We start from the raw sequence: 17,473 nt of genomic DNA on the forward strand, positions 1-17,473 counted from the left end.
GGCTGCGCACGATCAGCACGGTGCCGACCTGGGCCTCCAATGCCCGCAGGCGCTGCGAAACCGCCGACTGGGTGATGGACAAGCGCTGGGCCGCGCGCTCAAAACCGCCCTCTTCGACAATCGCCGCCAGGCATTCAAGCGCATCAGGGTCAAAAGTGCTCATCCGTCATCCCTTTGTATTAGCTGTTCTGATGTTTTCACTGAGAGTTTAATTTTTCTATTAATTGAAAGCAACATCCTTCACACTTGAAGCTTCCAAAGGGGTTCGGATGAAAGTAGTCGTTTTAGGGGCGGGCATCATTGGCGTGAGCACCGCCTGGCATCTGCTTGAGCGCGGCCATGAGGTCACGGTGGTGGACCGCCAGCCCGGGGCCGCGCTGGAAACCAGTTTCGGCAACGCGGCGCAGATTTCCGTCAGCTATTGCGAGCCCTGGGCCAACAAGGACGCGCCGCTCAAGGCGCTGAAATGGATGTTCCGGGACGACGCGCCGTTGCTGTTCCGTCCGCAGCTGCCCTTCGGCGAAGGCTGGCAGCAGTGGCGCTGGGGCCTGCAGTTCCTGGCGCAATGCAATGACACCGCGTTCGAGCGCAACGTGCAGCAGCTGGTGGCGCTGGGCGCCTACAGCCACGCGGCGCTCAAGGACGTGGTGGCCGCCACCGGCATCGAATACAACCGGCTTGAGCGCGGCATCGCGCACTACTTCACCGACCCCAAAACCTTCGACACGGCCGGCGAGGCCGCGGCCCTGATGCGCAAATACGGCGTGGCGCGCCGCGTGGTGAGCACGGCCGAACTGCTGGCCATAGAGCCGGCCTTCAAGTCCTTCGCGCACCGCATCGTGGGCGGCACTTACACCGCCAGCGACGAAAGCGGCGACGCCCGTGTCTTCACCCAGGCGCTGGCACAGCGCTGCGCCGACCGGGGCGCGCGTTTCCTCTACGGCCACGACATCGAGCGGCTGGAAAAAACCGGCGGCGCCATCGAGTCCGTCGCCGTGCGGCCGCGCACCATCCGCGGCGAGAACGAAGAACTGGTCCGGCTCAAGGCCGACGAAATCGTCGTGGCCTGCGGCTCTTACACGGCGCCGCTGCTGCGCAGCGTGGGCGTCGACCTGCCCATCTATCCGGGCAAAGGTTACAGCGCCACCTTCAAGCTGCTCAAGCCGGAACTCGCGCCTTTTGTCAGCACCATCGACGACGAAGTCAAATGCGCCATGAGCCGGCTCGGCGGCCATTTGCGCGTGGCCGGCACCATCGAGGTCGGCGGCTATGACCTCTCGCTGGACACGCCGCTGGCCAAGGCCCGCTGCAAGATGCTGGCCGAGCGCATCGAAGAAGTGCTGCCGGGCGTCTGCGACACCCGCCTTGAAGAGCAGGGCGGCACGCCGCAGTTCTGGACCGGCCTGCGCCCCGCCACGCCCACCAACATCCCCTACATCGGCAAGACCAAAGTGGGCAGGCTGTGGGTCAACGCCGGGCACGGCACGCTGGGCTGGACGCACGGCGCGGGCTCGGGCAAGGCCATCGCCGAGCTGATCAGCGGTGAAGTCCCGGCCATGAATTTCGGCTTTTACGGCCAGGATCGCGGCGGCGGCCGTTTGCAAACCAAGACCGCCTGATCCCCCATCGCTTTACGCCGCGTGCTGTGCCAGCGTCCGCTCGGCATGCTCGCGCAGCGCGACGCGCAACTCACCGGGCTCCTGCACGTCGAACGGAAAAGACAGGCACATCAGCTGCCGCGCGAACCAGCCCAGGTGGTCGGTCTGGCTGTGCAGCAGCACGCCCTCCTCGCTGGGCTGGAACACACCGACGCTGTCGGGCAGCTCCCTTTGCGCGGTCTGCAGGTCGGTGCGCAGCAACAAGCGCACGGTGTTGCTGCGCGGCATGGTGGCCAGCCCCAGCGCCAGGTGCTGCACCGCATCGAAGTCGGCCGGCGGGGTGAACACCACGTTGAGCGCTTTCACCTCGCGCACCCGGTCCAGCCTGAATGAGCGCAGCGCGCCGCGCAGGTGGCACCAGCCCGCCGCATACCATCGGCCGCGGCGAAACACCAGGCCGTAGGCATCGAAGTCGCGCTCCGTGACCTCACCCTCGGCCGACTGGTAAGCCATGTGTACGCGCTGCCAGCCGTGGGCGGCGGCGCTCAGGGCCAGCAAGGCGGTGTTGTCGCCGGGCGCGTCCGCGGGGCGCAGGTCCAGCGTCACCGTCTCGCCCAGGCCGCGTATGCGGTTTTTCAGGTTGTGCGGCATCACGCGCTCGAGCTTGGCCTGCGCACTTTGCGCGGCCGGCGCGGCCTCGGCCAGCCCCAGGCTGCGCGCGGCCAGCAGGCCTATCGACAGCGCCAGGGCCTCGTCGTCGGTGAACATCATGGGCGGCAGCTTGAAGCCGGCGATCAGGCTGTAGCAGCCGTAGCGTCCGCGCTCGGCCACCACCGGGATGCCCAGGTCTTCCAGCTTGGCGATATAGCGGCGCAGCGTGCGGCCATCGACCTCCAGCCGCCGCGCCAGTTCGGCGCCGCTCATGCGTCCATGGGACTGCAGCAGTTCCAGCACGGTCAATACACGGGTGGTCGGGGAGTACATGGCGAAAAGTCTAGCGCTTTATTAGGGCCGAAATAGCCCTATTACATCCATAGACTGGGTTTTTCCACAGCCACCCAGCACCCTCCACGCATCATCACGGGGCACCACAAGCGCTTGATCCACACCATGAACAGCACCCTGACCAAACCCCTGGACCTGCCGCAGCTCAGCGACGGGCGGCACGACTTCAACTTCATCACCGGGCGCTGGCTGGTCAGCAACAAGCGGCTCAAAAAGCGCCTGGCGGGCTGCACCGACTGGGAGCGTTTCGAGGCCGTGCAGGACGGCGCACTGCTGCTGGGCGGGCTGGGCAATATGAACGACCTGGTCGCCGAGGGCAACCGGACCATAGGCATGGCGCTGCGTTTTTTCAGCCCGCAGACGCGGCTCTGGAGCATTTATTGGGTCAGCCACAGCGACGGCCTGATGCAGCCGCCCGTGGTGGGGGCGTTTGCCGAAGACGGCACAGGCCGCTTCGAGGGCAGCGACATGCACGAGGGCCGGCCGGTGCGCGTGCGTTTTACCTGGTCCGGCATCACGCCCGTCAGCGCACGCTGGGAGCAGGCTTTTTCCGAGGACAGCGGCCGCCACTGGGAAACCAACTGGGTGATGGAACTGGCCCGGCCCGCCTATTCCGCGCTGCGCTAAGACCATGGACCAGTTCGCCCACCTCTGGCTGTTTTTCCTGATGGTGCTGGGCATCATCATCCTGCCCGGCATGGACATGGCCTTTGTCATGGCCAGCTCGCTGACCGGCGGGCGCCGCGCCGGCCTCTTCGCGGTCGGCGGCATCGTGGCCGGCGGTGTCTGCCACGTGGTGGCCGGCGCACTGGGGCTGGGCCTTGTGCTGCGGGTGGTGCCCGGCATGGTCAATGTGATGCTCGTTGCGGGAAGCCTCTACATCGCCTGGATAGGCTGGTCGCTCACGCGCAGCACCTCGGTATTCGGCAGCCTGCCCTCGCTGGCRCAAACCCCGCCGTGGCGCACCTTCCGGCAGGCCGCGCTGACCTGTTTACTCAATCCCAAGGCCTATTTGTTCATGCTGGCGATTTTTCCGCAGTTCCTGCGACTGGAATACGGCTCGCTGTGGATACAGGCGGTGGCGCTGGGACTCATCATCGCTTTGACCCAGACCGGTATTTACGGCTCGCTTGCATTGGCCGCCGCCGGCGCGCGCCAGTGGCTGGCCGACCGGCCGGCCGCCAGCGTGGTGATGGCGCGGGGGGTGGGCGCCGTGCTGATCGTCTGCGCGGCCTTCACGGCCTGGCAGGGCTGGGCACGCTTTTAGGCTTGGGCGCCGCCCGCGGGCCAGGGCGGGCCCTTCAATTCCACGGTATTGCCTTCGGGGTCCTTGAGGTAGATCGAAGGCCCCTCGCCCTCGGCGCCGTAGCGCGACTCCACCGGGCCCGCCTCCACGCCGTGGGCCGCCAGGTGGCGGCGTATGGCCCCGGCGTCGAAGGGCTCCACGCGAAAGCAGACATGGTCGACGTTGTGGCCTTCCTTGCCAGGCGCCGCGCCGCCGGCCCGGCCCAGGGTTCCGTCCACCGGCACCAGGTCCACCAGCGAACGCCCGGCGCGCAGTTGCACCAGGCCGATCGCATCCTGCCGGCGCTCCAGGCTGCAGCCCAGCACCTGCTGGTAAAACTGCAACATTCCCATCAGGTCCGAGACCCGCAGGACGATGTGGTCGATGTCGCGAATACGGATCATGGCGGGGCGGCCCAGGTGAAACGGGGCTTTATTCTGGCACGCGGGCCCAGACCCCGCGCAGGCAAGGGCCCGCGGCTGCCGCTACCATGGCCGCCATGAATGCCAAGCCCCAATTCCTTTTCCTGACCACCTCCACGCGCGAACCCGGCGCGCTGGGCAACACCGAATGGCTTGCGCAACAGGCCGCCGCGGCCTTGCCGGCCGGCACACCCCAGACCTGGCAGCATTTGCCCTCCCTGCAAATGCCGCTGTTTGTGGACCAGCGCCACACCACAGGCCAGTACCCCATGCCCGAAGGCGACATGAAAACCCTGCTGGACGCGACGCTGGCAGCGACCGACATCGTGTTCGTGGCCCCGGTCTACTGGTACAGCATCCCCGCGCCGCTGAAGATCTACCTGGACCACTGGAGCGCCTGGATGCGCGTGCCCGGCCTGCCCTTCAAGGAAGAAATGGCGAAAAAGACGCTGTGGCTGGTCACCACCAGCGGCGACCGCGCCAAGGCCCAGCCCATGGTCGATTCAATCCGGCTGTGCGCGCAGTTCATGGCCATGAACTACGGCGGTGAACTGTGGGGCAAGGGCGGCCCGCCCGATGCGGTCAAGGCCGACGCGGCGGCTGTGGCGCAGGCCGCGAGCTTTCTGGCGTCCTGAAGGCCTCGGCGAAGCTGTTTCAAGTGGCCTTCTCCTACAGGCCATGATTTTCCGGGCTGACAAGGCCGGCGCGGCAGGACGCTCAGAGTCGTCCCATGACCCCTAAAAACACGCCCTCGAACAGCAGTCCACAACCGGCCTCCAGCAAAGGCATGCCGGCGAAGGATCCGCGCGCACAACGCTCGCGCCCCGGCGAGCAGGACACCCTGAAGGACGGCGCCGTCGAGTCCAGCCTGGAACTGCCGCACGAGCGTGACCAGGCGGTGGACATGACGAATGCCAAACCGAATCCCGTCGTCGAGCAGGCGGGGCGCGACCTGAAGCGCGGCGTCAAGGACACCAGCAAAAGCGTGGAGATGGACCGCACCTATAAAAAGCTCGGGTCCTGACGCATCCCTGCCCCGCCGGACGGCGGGCACCCTCAGCCCACTACAGAAACCGAAACCGCAAATGCGTTGCCGCCCTGAATTCGATTGGAAATGATCAAATATTTCGCTATGATGAATTAGTTTGTAAATTTATATACATTTAATTCAGCTCCGACCTGATGGCGACATTCCCCGGCAATCCTTCGATGGCACAGCGCATTGGGCGCTTGCTGCCGACGCTGACGCGCTCCCACCGGCAGATGGCCGACTATGTGCTGGCCCACCCCTTGCAGGCGGCCACCATGCCCATCGACGAACTGGCCGCCACGCTGGGGGTTTCCGTGGCCACCGCCAACCGCTTCGCCCGGGCGCTGGAATTTGACGGCTACCCGCAGTTCCGCGCCGCGCTGGTGCTGGGCTTCGAAGCCACGCTGGCCCCGGTCGAGAAGCTGCGCAACAAGCTGGAGCATTCCGCCACGGTGGCCGACGTGTTTGCGTCCGCCCTGGCGCAAACCCAACGCAACATCGAACTGACACGCCAATCGCTGGACGCCCAGAGCTGCGAGCAGGCGGTGGCGGCGATCCTGAAGGCACGGCGCATCTACATCGCCGGCTTTGGCAGCAGCAGCTGGCTGGGTGGGCTGCTGCAGCGCTCGCTGGACCCTTACTGCGACAACGTCCAGCTGCTGGCCAGCGTGGAAAGCTCTTCGTACGGCGCGCGCGTGCTGTCCCGCCTCAAGCCCGAAGACCTGCTGATCGCCATCGCTTACCCGCGCTATTTCGGCGACACCATCCTGCTGGCGCGCCGCGCGCGCGATGCCGGCGTGCCGGTGCTGGCGCTGACCGACCGCGTGACATCGCCGCTGGCGCCCCTGGCCACCGTCGCGCTGTATGCCCATACCGAAAGCCAGTATTTCGCGAACTCCGAAGCCACCGTGCTGGCCCTGATCGAAGCCTTGTGCAGCGCCGTCGCCCACAGCGGCAAAGGCTCGCTCATGGCGGCGACACAACTCGCCGAGTCGGTGCTGCCCTGGTTGCACGGCAACCACGCCGGCCGGCTGCGCGCCGATGCGGACAGCGCAGCACCGCCTTCCCGCAAAGCCCGTACCCCACCCAAATTGCCAAAGGTTTCCAAGTGACACGGCCCCAGCCTCTCCCCCTTATCGCCATCCACGGCGGCGCCGGCACCATGAGCCGCAGCCACATCAGCGCTGAGCAAAACGCGGCCTACCATGCCGCCCTGCAGGCCATCCTGCGGCCCGCGCAGCTGCTGCTGGCCGATGGCGGCAGCGCACTGGATGCGGTCAGCCTGGCGGTGGAGCTGCTCGAGGACTGCCCGCTCTTCAACGCCGGGCACGGCGCCGTCTTCACCCACGACGAAACCCATGAGCTCGACGCCGCCGTGATGGACGGCGCGACCCTGCGCGCCGGCGCGGTGGCCTGCGTGAACCGTGTGCGCCGCCCGGTGCGCGCGGCGCGTGCCGTGATGGAACACAGCGAGCATGTGCTGCTGGTGGCCGCCGGCGCTGAGGCCTTCGCTGAAGAGCAGGGACTGGAAATGGTTTCGCCCGATTATTTTTCGACCGAGGCCCGCCGCGAGCAGCTGCGGCGCGCACTCGCGACCGACGCTGCCGTGCTGGACCACGACGGCGCGGCCCTGGTGTTCCGCTCAGGCGCGGCCGGCGCGCCGCCCCTGGACGAAGGCCGCAAATTCGGCACCGTGGGCGCCGTCGCCCTTGATGCGCAAGGCAACCTGGCCGCAGCCACCTCCACGGGCGGCATGACCAACAAGCGCGCCGGCCGGGTCGGCGACACGCCCCTGATAGGCGCCGGCACCTATGCCGACAACCGCACCGCCGCGATTTCCTGCACCGGCACCGGCGAAATGTTCATACGCACCGCGGCAGCCTACGACATCTGCGCGCGCATGGCCTACGCCGGCATGTCGCTGGATGCGGCCGCCCGGGAAGTGGTCATGAAAGTACTGCCCGCCATCGGCGGCCGCGGCGGCCTGATCGCCGTCGATGCGCAGGGCAACCTGAGCCTTCCTTTCAACACCGAGGGCATGTACCGCGGCTGGGCCCGCGTGGGCGAGGCGCCGGTGAGCGCGATTTACGCCGACGAAGCCAAAGACACCGACGGATGCGCCGCATGAGCTCCTTGCCAGACCGCCAGCGCGTCATCGAGGTCCAGGACCTCAGTGTGAGTTTTGCCAATGAGCAGCGCACCGTGCACGCGGTGCGCAATCTCGGCTTTCACGTCGACGCCGGGGAGACGCTCGCCATCGTGGGCGAATCCGGCTCCGGCAAATCGGTGTCCTCGCTGGCCCTCATGCGCCTGGTGGAGCAAGGCGGCGGACGCCTGGGCAGCGGCAGCATGTGGCTGACGCGCCGCAACGGCGAGCGCCTGGACCTGGCGCGCGCTTCGCAATCGCAGATGCGCAGCCTGCGCGGGGCCGACCTCGCCATGGTGTTCCAGGAGCCCATGACCTCGCTCAACCCGGTGTTCACCGTGGGCGAGCAGATCGCCGAATCGATACGCCTGCACCAGGGGCTTTCGCGCAAGGCGGCGCTGGCCGAAGCGCTGCGCATGCTCGACCTGGTCCGCATTCCGGAAGCCAGGAACGTGCTGGGACGCCATCCGCACCAGCTGTCGGGTGGCATGCGCCAGCGTGTGGTGATCGCGATGGCGCTGGCCTGCAAGCCCACGCTGCTGATCGCCGACGAACCCACCACGGCACTTGACGTGACCATCCAGGCGCAGATCCTCGCGCTGATCCAGCAGTTGCAGCGCGAACTGGCCATGGCGGTGATCTTCATCACCCACGACATGGGCGTGGTGGCCGAAATTGCCGACCGCGTGCTGGTGATGTATCGCGGCGACAAGGTGGAAGAAGGCGACTGTGCCAGCCTCTTCGCCAGGCCGCAGCAGCCTTACACCCAGGCCTTGCTGGCGGCGGTGCCCCGGCTCGGGGCCATGCACGGGCAGGACCTGCCGGCGCGCTTTGCAGTGCCGGGCGCGCCGCAGGGCAAAGATGGCGAAGGCGGCCAACCCCTCAGCGCCGCAGACACCGTGCGCCACGACCTGCCGCCAGTCCTCAAGGTGCAGGACCTGGTCACGCGCTTTCCGCTGGCGGGCGGCCTGTTCGGGCGCGCGCAACGGCAGGTGTATGCGGTGGAGCAGCTCAGCTTCGAGCTCAAGGCCGGTGAAACCTTGTCGCTGGTCGGCGAATCAGGTTGCGGAAAATCCACCACGGGCCGTTCGCTGGCCCGGCTGCTGGAATTCAACAGCGGGCAGGTCGAGGTCGCGGGGCGCGACATCTCGGCGCTCAAGGGTCGGGCCCTGCAGGCCTTGCGCCGCGATATCCAGTTCGTGTTCCAGGACCCCTTTGCCTCGCTCGATCCGCGGCTGACGGTGGGCTACTCGGTCATGGAACCCATGCTGATCCACAAGCTCGCCTCGCCCGAGGAGGCGCAGGAACGCGTGCGCTGGCTGCTGGGCAAGGTGGGCTTGCCGGCCGAAGCGGCCCATCGCTACCCGCACGAATTCTCCGGCGGGCAACGCCAGCGCGTGGCGATCGCGCGGGCACTGGCGCTCAACCCCAAGGTGGTGATCGCCGACGAGGCGGTGTCGGCGCTGGACGTGTCGATCCGCGCGCAGATCATCAACCTGATGCTGGACCTGCAGCAGGAATTCGGCGTCGCCTTCCTGTTCATCTCGCACGACATGGCGGTGGTCGAGCGCATCAGCCACCGCGTGGCCGTGATGTACCTGGGCCAGATCGTGGAAATCGGCCCGCGCCGCGCCGTGTTCGAGAACCCGCAGCACGCCTACACCCGGCGCCTGCTGGCGGCCGTGCCGGTGGCCGACCCGGCCCGCCGCGGCGGCGTGCGCGAACTCATGGCCGACGAGATTCCCAGCCCCATACGCGCCATGGGCGACGCCCCGCAAGTGGCGCCGCTGCACCAGGTGGCGCCGGGGCATTTTGTCGCGCGGCATTCGGTGGGAGGCCCTTATTGACCACCCTCATTGACCACCACCCCGCCTTTCGCATTGTCTTTTTGTCTCCCGTGTTTGCCCCTCGTTTCGCCTCAAGGAGTTTTTTCATGAAGAACCGTCTCTCCCCCCTCACCGCCGCACTGGCCGGCCTGATCGGCCTGGCATGCCTTGCCGCCGCGCCGGCCCATGCCGCCAAAGACGTGGTCGTTGCCGTCCAGTCCAATTTCACCAGCACCGATCCGTATGACGCCAACGACACGCTGTCGCAGGCCATGGCCAAATCCTTCTACCAGGGCCTGTACGGTTTCGACAAGGACATGAAGATGGTGCCGGTGCTGGCCGAGAGCCACACCGTCAGCAAAGACGGCCTGGTCTACACCTTCAAGCTGAAGTCCGGCATCAAGTTCCATGACGGCACGCCTTTCAACGCCGAGGCCGTGAAAGCCAATTTCGACCGCGTCACCAACCCCGAGAACAAGCTCAAGCGCTACAACCTCTACAAGAACATCGCCAAGACCGAAGCGATGGACGCCACCACCGCGCGCGTGACGCTCAAGGAGCCCTTCTCGCCTTTCATCAACACACTGGCCCACCCCTCGGGCGTGATGATCTCGCCCACGGCACTGGCCAAGTACGGCAGCAAGGGCATCGCGCAGAACCCCGTGGGCACGGGTCCCTTCAAGTTCGTCGAGTGGAAGGCCACCGACTACCTCAAGGTCGCCAAGTGGGACGGCTACTGGAAGAAAGGCTACCCCAAGGTCGACAGCATCACCTGGCGCCCCGTGGTGGATAACAACACGCGCGCGGCCATGATGCAGACCAACGAAGCGCACTTCGCTTTCCCTATGCCGCCCGAAACGGTGGACAGCCTGTCGAAGAAGCCGAGCCTGGAGGTGACGAGCGCACCGTCCATCATCCATCGCTACCTCTCGATGAACACGCAGCAAAAGCCCTTCGACAACCCGAAGGTGCGTGAAGCCATCAACTACGCGATCAACAAGGAGGCGCTGGTCAAGGTGGCCTTCTCGGGCTACGCGATTCCCGCCGAAGGCGTGGTGCCCCACGGTGTGGAATACGCCGCCAAGCTGGGCCCCTGGCCCTACAACCCGGCCAAGGCGCGCGAGCTGCTGAAGGAAGCCGGTTATCCCAACGGTTTTGAAAGCACCCTGTGGTCGGCCTACAACTACACCACCGCGCAGAAGGTGATCCAGTTCGTGCAGCAGCAGCTGGCCCAGGTCGGCATCAAGGTGCAGGTGCAGGCGCTGGAAGCCGGCCAGCGTGTGGAGCGCGTGGAAAGCGCGCAGGACCCCGCCACGGCTCCGGTGCGCATGTACTACGTGGGCTGGTCCTCGTCCACCGGTGAAGCCGACTGGGCCCTGCGTCCCCTGCTGGCCTCCGAGTCCCTGCCGCCCAAGATGTTCAACACCGCCTACTACAAGAACCCCGAAGTGGACGCCGACATCGCCAAGGCGCTGGTCACCACCAGCGGCGCGGAGAAGGCCAAGCTGTACACCGATGCCCAGCAGCGTATCTGGAAAGACGCGCCCTGGGCCTTCCTGGTGACCGAACGGCTGCTCTCGGTGCGTGCGCGCAACCTGGCCGGCTTCTACGTGATCCCCGACGGCAGCTTCAACTTCGACGAAGTCGAACTCAAGTAATCCCGTCCGCAACAGCCTCCTGACAAAAACGCGCTCACCGCATGACCTACTACCTTCTCAAGCGCCTGCTGGGCCTGCTGCCGACGCTGCTGATCGTGGCCGTGCTGGTGTTCCTGTTCGTGCACCTGCTGCCCGGCGATCCGGCGCGCCTGGCCGCCGGGCCCGACGCGGGACCTGAAACCGTGGAGCTGGTGCGCCGCGACCTGGGACTGGACCTGCCGATACCGCAGCAGTTCGTGCGCTTTTTCAGCCATGCGCTGCAGGGTGACTTCGGCCTGTCCATCCGCACCAAGCGGCCCGTGGCCACGGAGATCTCGGAGCGCTTTGCCCCCACCTTCTGGCTCACCATCGCGGCCATGGGCTGGTCGGTGCTGCTGGGGCTGGTGCTGGGCATGGTGTCGGCGGTGTGGCGCAACCGCTGGCCCGACCGGCTGGGCATGTCGCTGGCGGTCTCGGGCATCTCCTTTCCCTCGTTCGCGCTGGGCATGCTGCTGATGCAGTTCTTTTCGGTGCAACTGGGCTGGCTGCCCACCGTCGGGGCCGATTCGTGGCGGCACTACATCCTGCCGTCCCTCACGCTGGGCGCGGGTGTGGCGGCCGTGATGGCGCGCTTCACGCGCAGCTCCTTCATCGACATCCTCAAGGAAGACTACGTGCGCACGGCGCGCGCCAAGGGCCTGTCCGAAACCGTGGTGGTCGTGAAGCACGCGCTGCGCAACGCGCTGATCCCGGTCGTCACCATGATGGGCCTGCAGTTCGGCTTCCTGCTGGGCGGCTCCATCGTCGTCGAGGTCGTGTTCAACTGGCCCGGCATGGGCCGGCTGCTGGTCGACGCGGTGGAGATGCGGGACTACCCCGTGATCCAGGCGCTGGTGCTGCTGTTCTCGCTCGAATTCATCCTGATCAACCTGGTGGTGGACATGCTCTACGCCATCATCAACCCGACCATCCGTTTCAAGTGAACACCACCGAAACCCCAAGTACCGCCGCCGCGGACGGGCCGCCCGCGGCCCTCGCCGTGCGCACACCCGCCGCCGAGTTCTGGCGGAAATTCAAGAAGCAGCGCGTGGCCCTCGTCGCCGGTGGTTTTGTGCTGCTGCTGGTGCTCGTCGCGGTGCTCGCGCCCTGGCTGAGCCCTTTCGACGCCGAGAACTTCTTCGACTACGACGCCCTGAACACGCCGCCCTCGGCCAAACACTGGTTCGGCGTGGACGCGCTGGGGCGCGACATCTTCAGCCGCATCCTGATGGGTGCGCGCATCTCCCTGGCCGCGGGCCTGGTCTCGGTGGCCGTGGGCGCCGTGATCGGCACGCTGCTGGGACTGCTGGCGGGCTACTAYGAAGGCTGGTGGGACCGCATCGTSATGCGCATGTCCGACGTGCTGTTYGCCTTYCCCGGCATCTTGCTGGCCATCGGCATCGTCGCGATCCTGGGCAACGGCATGATCAACGTGATCATGGCCGTGGCCGTCTTCAGCGTGCCGGCGTTTGCGCGCCTGGTGCGCGGCAATGTGCTGTCGCTGAAGCACCAGACCTACATCGAGGCGGTGCGCTCCATAGGCGCGCCCGACTCGGTCATCATGCTGCGGCATTTGCTGCCGGGCACGGTGTCGTCGGTGGTGGTGTACCTGACCATGCGCATAGGCACCTCCATCATCACCGCCGCCAGCCTTTCCTTCCTCGGCCTGGGCGCGCAGCCGCCCACGCCGGAATGGGGCGCCATGCTCAATGAGGCGCGCGCCGACATGCTCAATGCGCCGCACATCGCGCTGTTTCCCAGCCTGGCCATCTTCCTGACCGTGCTGGCGTTCAACCTGCTGGGCGACGGCCTGCGCGATGCGCTGGACCCCAAGATCGACCGCCAGTAAGCGGGGCAAGGTTTCGTGACACCGCGCCACCTGCTGCCCCACATCGGCAGCCTGCCGCACGGGCGGCGCAACGCCATCACCGACGTCGCCGGCGTGACCGTGGGCCATTGCACGCTGGACGCGAACGAGGTGCAAACCGGCGTGACCGTTGTGCGCCCCCATGCCGGCGACCTGTTCCGCGACCGGGTGCCGGCCGCGGCCGTCGTGCTCAACGGCTTCGGCAAGAGCGTGGGCCTGCTTCAGGTCGAWGAGCTCGGTGTGCTGGAAACGCCGATTGCGCTCACCAATACCTTTTCGGTCGCCGCCGTGGCCACCGCGCAGATCCGGCAGTGCGTCGCCGCCAATCCCGAAACAGGGCGCGGCCTGTCCACGGTCAACCCGCTGGTGTTTGAGTGCAACGACGGCTTTCTCAACGACATCCAGCACATGGCCGTCACGGAGCAGCACTACCTACAGGCCTGCGGGCGGGCCGGCGTGGACGTCGAGGAAGGTTCGGTCGGCGCGGGCCGCGGCATGTCGAGCTTCGGGCTCAAAGGCGGCGTAGGCACGGCCTCGCGCCGCGTGCCGGCCCCGGGAGGCGGCGAGCACACTGTCGGCGCCCTGGTGCTGGCCAACTACGGCCAGCTGCCGCAACTGGTCCTGGCGGGCCAGGTCCTTGGCGCCCGGCTGGTGGCACATCAGGCACAAACGGCAGAGCCCGAAAAAGGCTCCATCATCCTGCTGATTGCTACCGATGCCCCCCTTGACGCGCGCCAGCTGCGCCGGCTGGCATTGCGCGCCGGCGCCGGGCTGGCCCGCACCGGCTCGGTATTCGGCCACGGCAGCGGCGACATCGCCCTGGCGTTTTCGACCGCCTACACCGTGCCCCAGCAAACCGCCAGGCCCATGCCGGCCGTGGCCATGCTGCACGACGGCTTGATCGACCCGCTGTTCCAGGCGGTTGCCGACAGCASCGAGCAGGCCATCCTCCATGCTTTGTGGCTGGCCCGCGCCGTCACCGGCCGCGACGGCCACCGGCGCAACGCGCTGGCCGACTTGCTGCCCGGCGGGCCCTCTTCATCCCTCTCTCCACTTTCGCCCTCTTCACCTTCACCGGATTCCCCATGAAAGTCCTGATCTCCACCGACATCGAAGGCGTTGCCGGCGTCTTTCACCACGAGCAGGTGCGCGCCGGCAATCCCGAGTACGAACGCGCCCGCCTGCTGATGACGCACGAGGCCAACGCCGCCATCGCCGGCGCCTTCGACGCGGGCGCCACCGAGGTGCTGGTCAACGATTCACACGGTAGTTTTCGCAACATGCCGCCCGAGCTGCTGGATGCGCGCGCCCAGGCCGTCATGGGCAAGCCGCGCTACCTGAGCATGATGGCCGGCGTCGACGACGGCGTGGACGCCGTCTGCATGATCGGCTACCACTCGCGCGCGCAAGGCCGCGGCATTCTGGCGCACACCATCAACAGCTTTGCCTTTGCCCGCGTGTACTTCAACGGCATCGAGCTGGGCGAAGCCGGGATTTACGGCGCGCTGGCCGGCGAGTACGGCGTGCCGGTGGTGATGGCCAGCGGCGACGATGTGTTCATCGAGGAGCACCGCCCGCTGTTTCCGCATGCCGTCTTTGTGCAAACCAAGCGGGCAAGCGGCCAGACCAGCGGCATCAGCCTGTCCCCGGCCCAGGCCTGCGGCGCCATACGCGCCGGCGTTGCCACGGCCTTGGCGCAGTACGGATCAGCCCGCCCTTATGTGCTGAAAGGCCCTGTCGCGGTACGCATCCAGACCCAGTCTCCGGCGCTGGCCGACCTGTTTTGCCAATGGCCGGCCCTGCGCCGGCTGGACGGGGACGAAGTCGGCTTTGATGCGCCGACAGTGGAGGCTGCAGTGCGCATGGTCAACAGCCTGTCGGCCATGTCCAGCATGCTGCGCTAGAAACCTTTTTCGAGGATCAAGAGCCGCTCTAAGGCACGCGCGGCGTGTGTTCCGCGCTCTGCCCCACCCCCCGTTCGCTCATCCAGCGCAGCAGGTCCAGCCACATCTGGCGCATCTCGGCGTCCAGCGGGGTGCGCGTGGAGTTGGGCAGCTCTATGGTCACGACCGGCACGCCTTTGTGGATGCCGCCGTAGTTGCCCAGCGAGCCCGGGAAGATGCCGACCTGGTCCAGGTACAGCCGCCCCAGGCGCGAGGGCGGCACCGAGGGGCCGTCGAAGTCAAGCACGCCGTAAGGCGCATGGATGCTGACGATGAGCTGGGGCTTGAAGCTTTGCATCTGCTCGTGCAGAAAACGCGATTCGGGTTCGGACAGCGGCTTGGGGCCGGGCCAGCGGCGCGGGTCTTTGCCCGTGCGTTTTTCCCAGTAGACCCTGGCGTCGCGTTCCCAGTTGGGGGTCGGGAAATTGCGGTTCAGGTCCACGCCATGCGCGTTGACGCGGCGCGGCGGCCTGGAGAGCACGCCGTCGGGATTGAGCACCGGCACAAAGCGCCAGTGGACCACCTGGGGCGCGTCCTGCGGCGGTTGCGCGGCCAGCCTGATCCAGTGCAGGGCCACCGCGCCCGAGGACAGCTCGTCGCCGTGGATGGCGCCCACCACCAGCACGCGCAGGCTGGCGTTGTCCGGCTTGATGTCGCGCACCCAGAGTGCCTGCCCGTTGACCGAGCGCGCGCCCGAGGGCTGCAGTTGCGCCGCTTCGCAGAGTTCGCGCTTGACGTTCGGGAGTCTGGCCGCGTATTCAACGCAAGGCGAAGCAGCTTGGGCACCACATGCTATGAAATAAGTAGCAAACAGGCAAAGGGCAAGGCGGCGAAACGGCATGCCCGCGAGTTTAACCGGCGCCGCCGCGGCCTGCGCAGCCCGGCCGCCTAGACCCTGGCGCAAACAGGCCTCGCCGGCATCAGTTAAATTAGCCTTCTATGCCGACTCCCGCCACCCCTCGCCAAGCGAGCAGCCCCAGTTTTTCGCAGCGAGAATTCCGGGCGTCGCTGGCGATGTTCGCCACCGGGGTCACCATCGTCACCGCCCGCACGCCGGCCGGCGTGCTGGTGGGCCTGACCGCCAATTCCTTCAACTCGGTGTCGCTGCAACCGCCGCTGGTGCTCTGGAGCCTGGCGCGCGCGGCGGGCTCCATGGCCGCGCTCAGCACCGGCTCACACTATGCGATCAACATCCTCGCGGCCGACCAGAAAGCGCTGGCCGAACGCTTTGCCAGCGGGCGCGCCGACCGCTGGGACGGCGTGGCCCACACCGAAGGCGCCAGCGGCGCGCCGCTGCTGGACGGCGCGGCCGCCCACTTCGAATGCTTCAATCGCAGCCGCTATGAAGAAGGCGACCACGTGATTTTCGTGGGCGAGGTCGAACGCTGCGGCCACCGTGCGGGCGCCTCGCCGCTGCTGTTCCACGGCGGCAAGTTTTATACAGAGCACCCGCTGTAGCGAGCGCAGAGGCGCTGGCCTTGGCCGCGTCCCTTTCGCAGAGCCCCCATCCCAACCTTCCCCCAGTGGGGGAAGGAGCAATAAACGGAATGACCTGATGAATCGAATTCCTGTTGCGTCACTCACCAGCTCTTGCTCCCTCCCCCACTGGGGGAGGGCAGGGGTGGGGGCCAGCGGCGCTCGATCACTTCAAGGCATCCACACCCCGAGTTTCCAGGTCCTTCACCGATGACACGCAAGACGCATCTCGACACCCTCGCCATGTCCCTGCTGCTGGGCTGCTGCCTGTTCTGGGGCCTGCAGCAGGTCCTGATCAAGGCCACGATCAGCGAGATCCCGCCCATGTTCCAGGCCTCGCTGCGCCTCGTCGGCGCCACCGTCCTGCTGTGGCTCTGGTGCCTGTGGCGCAAGATTCCGCTGTTCAGCCGCGACGGCTCACTCAAAGCCGGCCTGCTGGCGGGCGCCCTGTTCGGCGCGGAGTTCGCCTGCATCTATGTGGGCCTGCAGTACACCAGCGCCTCGCGCCTCACGGTGTTTCTGTACACCTCGCCCTTCTGGGTCGCGGCGCTGGTGCCGCTGTGGGTYAAGTCCGAACGGCTGCGCGGCCTGCAATGGGTGGGCCTGCTGTGCGCGTTTGCCGCCGTGGTGTTCGCGCTGCGCGAAGGCTTTACGGGCGACCACGCCTCGACAGCGCGCGGCGACCTGCTGGCGCTGGCCGCCGGCATGCTGTGGGGCCTGACCACGGTGGTGATACGCGCCACCAAACTCGTCAGCATCTCCGCTGAAAAGCTGCTGTTCTACCAGCTGGCCGTGAGCGCTGCCGTGTTCCCCTTCCTGTCGCTCTACCTGGGCGAACAGTGGTCGTGGCACTTCAGCCCCTTCGCCATCACCTCCCTGCTGCTGCAGACGGTGATAGGCGCCTTTGCCAGCTACCTGGCCTGGATGTGGATGCTGGGCCGCTACCCGGCCACCAAAATTTCGGTGTTTGTGTTTTTCACGCCGCTGTTCGCGCTGCTGTTCGGCGCGCTGTGGCTGAAAGAAAGCGTCACCACCGGCCTGCTGGTGGCGCTGGCCACCGTGGCGGCCGGCATCGTGCTCGTCAACCGCAAGCCGTCAGGCGCATAATTTTTCCGCATGACGCCCCACCCACGCATCCCCGGCCACCGATTCCTCCACTCACCCGGCCCCACGCGGGTGCCCGACGAGGTCATGGACGC

Annotated in this window: 19 protein-coding genes; 15 read left to right on the forward strand and 4 right to left on the reverse strand. The window is 66.9% G+C overall.

The genetic code is table 11. From position 1 onward, the window contains the following. On the reverse strand, window positions 1–163 hold a 163-nt coding region (locus AC1D0P_RS08325; RefSeq protein WP_477676321.1), incomplete at its 3' end, for a LysR family transcriptional regulator. A 106-nt stretch (window positions 164–269) separates the two neighbouring features. Here AC1D0P_RS08325 and AC1D0P_RS08330 point away from each other — a divergent pair. After that, complete coding sequence (locus AC1D0P_RS08330; RefSeq protein ID WP_477676305.1) at window positions 270–1,619, forward strand: D-amino acid dehydrogenase; 1,350 nt, start codon at window positions 270–272, stop codon at window positions 1,617–1,619. A gap of 12 nt (window positions 1,620–1,631) precedes the next feature. Here AC1D0P_RS08330 and AC1D0P_RS08335 read toward each other — a convergent pair whose 3' ends face one another. Further along, entirely contained in the window at window positions 1,632–2,582 is a 951-nt protein-coding gene (locus tag AC1D0P_RS08335; protein ID WP_477676306.1) for a helix-turn-helix transcriptional regulator, read from the reverse strand. A 126-nt stretch (window positions 2,583–2,708) separates the two neighbouring features. Here AC1D0P_RS08335 and AC1D0P_RS08340 point away from each other — a divergent pair, with 126 nt between their 5' ends. Together AC1D0P_RS08340 and AC1D0P_RS08345 are read left to right on the forward strand one after the other, a co-directional pair. After that, window positions 2,709–3,230, forward strand: coding sequence for a hypothetical protein (locus AC1D0P_RS08340; protein ID WP_477676307.1), 522 nt, complete (start codon window positions 2,709–2,711; stop codon window positions 3,228–3,230). 4 nt (window positions 3,231–3,234) lie between these two features. Continuing rightward, complete coding sequence (locus AC1D0P_RS08345) at window positions 3,235–3,870, forward strand: LysE family translocator (protein WP_477676308.1); 636 nt, start codon at window positions 3,235–3,237, stop codon at window positions 3,868–3,870. Here the strand turns inward: AC1D0P_RS08345 and AC1D0P_RS08350 are convergent. Continuing rightward, window positions 3,867–4,292, reverse strand: coding sequence for a VOC family protein (locus AC1D0P_RS08350; RefSeq protein ID WP_477676309.1), 426 nt, complete (start codon window positions 4,290–4,292; stop codon window positions 3,867–3,869). The genes AC1D0P_RS08345 and AC1D0P_RS08350 overlap by 4 nt on opposite strands. Before the next feature lie 86 nt (window positions 4,293–4,378). Here AC1D0P_RS08350 and AC1D0P_RS08355 point away from each other — a divergent pair, with 86 nt between their 5' ends. From AC1D0P_RS08355 to AC1D0P_RS08400, 10 genes are all read left to right on the forward strand, one after another. Then, window positions 4,379–4,945, forward strand: coding sequence for a flavodoxin family protein (locus tag AC1D0P_RS08355; RefSeq protein ID WP_477676310.1), 567 nt, complete (start codon window positions 4,379–4,381; stop codon window positions 4,943–4,945). A 95-nt stretch (window positions 4,946–5,040) separates the two neighbouring features. After that, window positions 5,041–5,334, forward strand: coding sequence for a hypothetical protein (locus AC1D0P_RS08360; protein ID WP_477676311.1), 294 nt, complete (start codon window positions 5,041–5,043; stop codon window positions 5,332–5,334). A 158-nt stretch (window positions 5,335–5,492) separates the two neighbouring features. Further along, a complete protein-coding gene (locus AC1D0P_RS08365; RefSeq protein ID WP_477676312.1) occupies window positions 5,493–6,452 on the forward strand; it encodes a MurR/RpiR family transcriptional regulator in 960 nt (319 codons plus the stop codon). Between the two features lie 50 nt (window positions 6,453–6,502). Then, a complete protein-coding gene (locus AC1D0P_RS08370) occupies window positions 6,503–7,468 on the forward strand; it encodes an isoaspartyl peptidase/L-asparaginase family protein (RefSeq protein ID WP_477676322.1) in 966 nt (321 codons plus the stop codon). Beyond that, window positions 7,465–9,333 (forward strand): dipeptide ABC transporter ATP-binding protein, encoded by a 1,869-nt coding sequence (locus tag AC1D0P_RS08375; RefSeq protein WP_477676313.1) that lies wholly within the window; start codon window positions 7,465–7,467, stop codon window positions 9,331–9,333. The genes AC1D0P_RS08370 and AC1D0P_RS08375 overlap by 4 nt, the downstream gene beginning before the upstream one ends. A gap of 86 nt (window positions 9,334–9,419) precedes the next feature. After that, complete coding sequence (gene gsiB / locus AC1D0P_RS08380; protein ID WP_477676314.1) at window positions 9,420–10,970, forward strand: glutathione ABC transporter substrate-binding protein GsiB; 1,551 nt, start codon at window positions 9,420–9,422, stop codon at window positions 10,968–10,970. 41 nt (window positions 10,971–11,011) lie between these two features. Continuing rightward, window positions 11,012–11,932: a glutathione ABC transporter permease GsiC gene (gsiC, locus tag AC1D0P_RS08385; protein ID WP_477654438.1), complete on the forward strand. Its 921-nt coding sequence runs from the start codon at window positions 11,012–11,014 to the stop codon at window positions 11,930–11,932. Next, a complete protein-coding gene (gene gsiD / locus AC1D0P_RS08390) occupies window positions 11,929–12,837 on the forward strand; it encodes a glutathione ABC transporter permease GsiD (protein WP_477676315.1) in 909 nt (302 codons plus the stop codon). The genes gsiC and gsiD overlap by 4 nt, the downstream gene beginning before the upstream one ends. A gap of 15 nt (window positions 12,838–12,852) precedes the next feature. Then, a complete protein-coding gene (locus AC1D0P_RS08395; RefSeq protein ID WP_477676316.1) occupies window positions 12,853–13,944 on the forward strand; it encodes a DmpA family aminopeptidase in 1,092 nt (363 codons plus the stop codon). Continuing rightward, a complete protein-coding gene (locus AC1D0P_RS08400; RefSeq protein ID WP_477676317.1) occupies window positions 13,941–14,759 on the forward strand; it encodes a M55 family metallopeptidase in 819 nt (272 codons plus the stop codon). Before AC1D0P_RS08395 ends, AC1D0P_RS08400 begins: the two co-directional genes overlap by 4 nt. Before the next feature lie 28 nt (window positions 14,760–14,787). Here AC1D0P_RS08400 and AC1D0P_RS08405 read toward each other — a convergent pair whose 3' ends face one another. Continuing rightward, window positions 14,788–15,639, reverse strand: coding sequence for a M14 family zinc carboxypeptidase (locus tag AC1D0P_RS08405; RefSeq protein ID WP_477676318.1), 852 nt, complete (start codon window positions 15,637–15,639; stop codon window positions 14,788–14,790). A 98-nt stretch (window positions 15,640–15,737) separates the two neighbouring features. On the opposite strand from AC1D0P_RS08405, the gene AC1D0P_RS08410 reads away from it, so the two are divergent. Together AC1D0P_RS08410 and AC1D0P_RS08415 are read left to right on the forward strand one after the other, a co-directional pair. Next, window positions 15,738–16,256, forward strand: a complete 519-nt coding sequence (locus AC1D0P_RS08410) for a flavin reductase family protein (RefSeq protein WP_477676319.1) — start codon at window positions 15,738–15,740, stop codon at window positions 16,254–16,256. A gap of 228 nt (window positions 16,257–16,484) precedes the next feature. After that, entirely contained in the window at window positions 16,485–17,381 is an 897-nt protein-coding gene (locus AC1D0P_RS08415) for a DMT family transporter (RefSeq protein WP_477676320.1), read from the forward strand. Window positions 17,382–17,473: the final 92 nt, after the last annotated feature.

This window comes from Polaromonas sp. P1_G2, assembly GCF_056405515.1.